Raw genomic sequence first — 3,391 nt, forward strand, 5'->3', positions numbered from 1 at the left:
GGCCCTTGTCCTTGATGGCCTTGCAGATCGCGCCCTTGGTCACGCCGTTGCAGCCGCAGACCTCGTCGGTGTCGGCCATGGCCGAGGCCTTGCTCTGGCCCTGGTGGCCCACGTCGCCGATGTTGGATTCGCCAAACATCAGCTTGTCGCGGATGTCGGCCACGCTGCGGCCGTCGCGCAGCAGCTTGAAGTACCACGAGCCGTCCACCGTGTCGCCGTAGAGGCAGGCGCCCACCAGCTTGTCGTCCTGGATCACCAGCTTCTTGTAGACGCCGCCCGAGGGGTCGCTCATCACGATCTCTTCGGTGTTGGCGCCGCCGGTGAAGTTGCCGGCCGAGAACAGGTCAATGCCGGTGACCTTGAGTTTGGTCGAGGTGAGCGAGCCGGCGTAGCGGCCGATGCCGAATTCGGCCAGGTGCGTGGCCAGCACCTTGCCCTGCTCGAACAGCGGCGCCACCAGGCCGTAGGCGATGCCGCGGTGCGCCGCGCATTCGCCCACCGCGTAGATGCGCGGGTCGGTCACGGTCTGCAAGGTGTCGCTGACCACGATGCCCTTGTTCACGTGCAGGTTCATGGACTCGGCCAGCGCGGTGTTGGGGCGGATGCCCACGGCCATCACCACCAGGTCGGCCGGCAGCTCGGTGCCGTCCTTGAAGCGGATGGCACGGACCCGGCCTTCCTCATTGCCCACCAGGTCCAGCGTTTGCGCGCCCATCAGAAACTTCATGCCACGCTGTTCCAGCGAGGCCTGCAACAGTTTGCCGGCTACGTCGTCGAGCTGGCGCTCCATCAGCCAGGGCGCCACGTGCACCACGCTCACCGTCATGCCGCGCTTCATCAGGCCGTTGGCCGCCTCCAGACCGAGCAGACCGCCGCCGATCACGACGGCGTGGGTGTAGCGCGTGGCCGCGTCGATCATGGCCTGCGTGTCGGCGATGTCGCGGTAGGCCAGCACGCCTTGCAGGTCCTTGCCCGGGATGGGCAGCATGAAAGGGTTGGAGCCGGTGGCCAGGATGAGCCGGTCGTAGGGCGTTTCGATCACGCTGCCGTCGGCATCGGTGGCGCGCACCACGCGTTTGACACGGTCCACCTCGGTCACGGTCTTGCCCGCGTGCAGGGTGATGCCGTTGTCGCTGTACCAGGCCCAGTCGTTGAGCACGATCTCGTCCAGCGTCTGCTCACCAGCGAGCACGGGGGAGAGCAGGATGCGGTTGTAGTTGGGATGGGGCTCGGCGCCGAAGACGGTGATGTCGTAGAGATCTGGAGCCAGCTTGAGCAGCTCTTCCAGGGTGCGGACACCGGCCATGCCGTTGCCGACCATGACCAGTTTCATTTTTGACTTGAGGTTGACTCGCATGTCCATCCTGTTCTCCTCAAGCCACTTTTTCCACATGCGCTTGGCGCGTGTAGAGGAAGTTGATCACCGCCTTGCGGCACTGCTGGTACTTGGGCTCGTCGGCCAGGGCCACGCGGTTGCGTGGGCGCAGCAGATCCACGCTCAGAACCTCGCCGATGGTGGCGGCCGGACCGTTGGTGAGCATCACGATGCGGTCGCTCAGCAGCACCGCTTCGTCCACGTCGTGAGTGACCATGACCACCGTGCTGTGCGTGCGCGCCACGATGTCGAGCAACTCGTCCTGCAGCTTGGCGCGGGTGAGGGCGTCGAGTGCGCCGAAGGGTTCGTCCATGAGCAAGACCTTGGGTTCCATCGACAGGGCGCGGGCAATGCCCACGCGCTGTTTCATGCCACCGGAGATTTCGCCAGGGCGCTTCTGGGCCGCCGGTGTGAGGCCCACCATGGCCAGGGCGGCGTCGGTACGCGCTTTCAGTTGCGCTTTGGTTTCGGTGGCAGAGAAGACGCGCTCGACGGCGAGGTAGACGTTCTCGAAACAGGTGAGCCAGGGCAGCAACGAATGGTTCTGGAACACCACCGCACGCTCGGGGCCTGGGCCAGCGATTTCCTTGTCGGCACACAACAGCACACCTTTCGTGGGCACGGTCAGGCCGGCGATGAGGTTGAGCAAAGTGGATTTGCCGCAACCCGAGTGGCCGATGAGGGTGACGAACTCGCCCTTGGCCACGGTCAGGTTGATGTCGCGCAGCGCAGGGAAGTTGCCCTTCTTCGTTTTGAAGGTCTGCTCGACGTTCTGGATCTCGATGTACTTCATATTCCGATCATCCTGAGCTTGTCGAAGGGTCATGACTTCACCTCTTCAAACGTGAACAAGGTGGCCAGCTTGATGAGGCCGAACTCGAGCACCAGGCCGACGATGCCGATCACGAAGATGGCGATGATGATGCTGGCCACGTTGAGGTTGTTCCACTCGTCCCAGATCCAGAAGCCGATGCCCACGCCACCGGTCAGCATCTCGGCGGCCACGATCACCAGCCAGGCCGTGCCCACCGCCAGGCGCACGCCGGTCAGCAGGTAGGGCAGCACGGCGGGGAACAGGATCTTGGTGAAGATCTTCCACTCGCTCAGGTTGAGCACGCGCGCCACGTTCATGTAGTCCTGCGGCACGCGCTGCACGCCCACCGCGGTGTTGATGATCATGGGCCAGATGGAGCAGATGAAGATGGTCCAGATGGCCGCCGGGTTGGCACCCTTGAACACCAGCAGGCCGATCGGCAGCCAGGCCAGTGGCGACACCGGGCGCAGCAGGCTGATGAGCGGGTTGAACATGCGGCTCAGGAACTCGAAGCGGCCGATGGCAAAGCCCGCCGGGATGCCGACCGCGGCCGCCAGACCAAAGCCGATGGCCACGCGCTGCAGCGACATGAGCACGTTCCAGCCCACACCTTGGTCGTTCGGGCCGACCTGGTAGAACGGATCGGCGAACACCTCGAGCGCCTGCTTCCAGGTTTCCAGCGGCGTCGGGATGCCGCTGGCGCCGGTGCCGGCCACCACGGCCCACACGGTGATGAGGAACACCAGGCCGAGCACGGGCGGCAACACGCTGGTCCAGAGAAAGCGCAGGTCCCAGCCTCGTTTGACCTGCACCACCGGGGCGGGCGCTGGCCGGGGCATCACAGCGATTGCGGGTGGGATGATCGGCTCTGCCTTGGAGGTGGGGGCCACCTCCAGAGGTGAATGAAAAACGGCGCTGACCATGGTGATTCTCCGGTGCACGAGGCTGGGGGTGGGCAACGGGCCGGGTCAGGCCGCGTTGATCTTGAATGAATCGGCGTACTTGGCGGGGTCTTTGCCGTCCCAGACCACACCGTCCATGAACTTCGAACTGCGCAACTCGGACTTCGGCAGCGAGGTTTTGCTCGCCGTGGCCGCCTGTTTGAAGATGTCGATGCGGTTGACCTGCTTGGCCACGGCCAAATAATCGGGGTGCGACTTCAGCAAGCCCCAGCGCTTGTGCTGCGTGAGGAACCACATGCC

Annotated in this window: 3 protein-coding genes and 1 pseudogene; all 4 read right to left on the bottom strand. The window is 64.5% G+C overall.

The window, feature by feature from the left end:
- Positions 1-1,363: FAD-dependent oxidoreductase (locus tag Q1W68_RS02855; protein ID WP_300715544.1), on the bottom strand; the 1,363-nt coding region annotated here is incomplete at its 3' end.
- 10 nt (positions 1,364-1,373) lie between these two features.
- Complete coding sequence (locus Q1W68_RS02860) at positions 1,374-2,168, bottom strand: ABC transporter ATP-binding protein (protein WP_300715545.1); 795 nt, start codon at positions 2,166-2,168, stop codon at positions 1,374-1,376.
- Between the two features lie 29 nt (positions 2,169-2,197).
- Positions 2,198-3,112, bottom strand: a complete 915-nt coding sequence (gene ntrB / locus Q1W68_RS02865; protein ID WP_300715546.1) for a nitrate ABC transporter permease — start codon at positions 3,110-3,112, stop codon at positions 2,198-2,200.
- 45 nt (positions 3,113-3,157) lie between these two features.
- A pseudogene (locus Q1W68_RS02870) lies at positions 3,158-3,391 on the bottom strand (nitrate ABC transporter substrate-binding protein); the annotation flags it as partial.

Source organism: Hydrogenophaga sp. (assembly GCF_030158645.1).
In the GTDB taxonomy this organism is placed as follows: domain Bacteria; phylum Pseudomonadota; class Gammaproteobacteria; order Burkholderiales; family Burkholderiaceae_C; genus Hydrogenophaga.

What these genes read in the sequence shown, in the direction of transcription:
- Q1W68_RS02860 (WP_300715545.1), bottom strand. Translation starts at nt 2,168, where the DNA reads ATGAAGTACATCGAGATCCAGAACGTCGAGCAGACCTTCAAAACGAAG.
- ntrB (WP_300715546.1), bottom strand. Translation starts at nt 3,112, where the DNA reads ATGGTCAGCGCCGTTTTTCATTCACCTCTGGAGGTGGCCCCCACCTCC.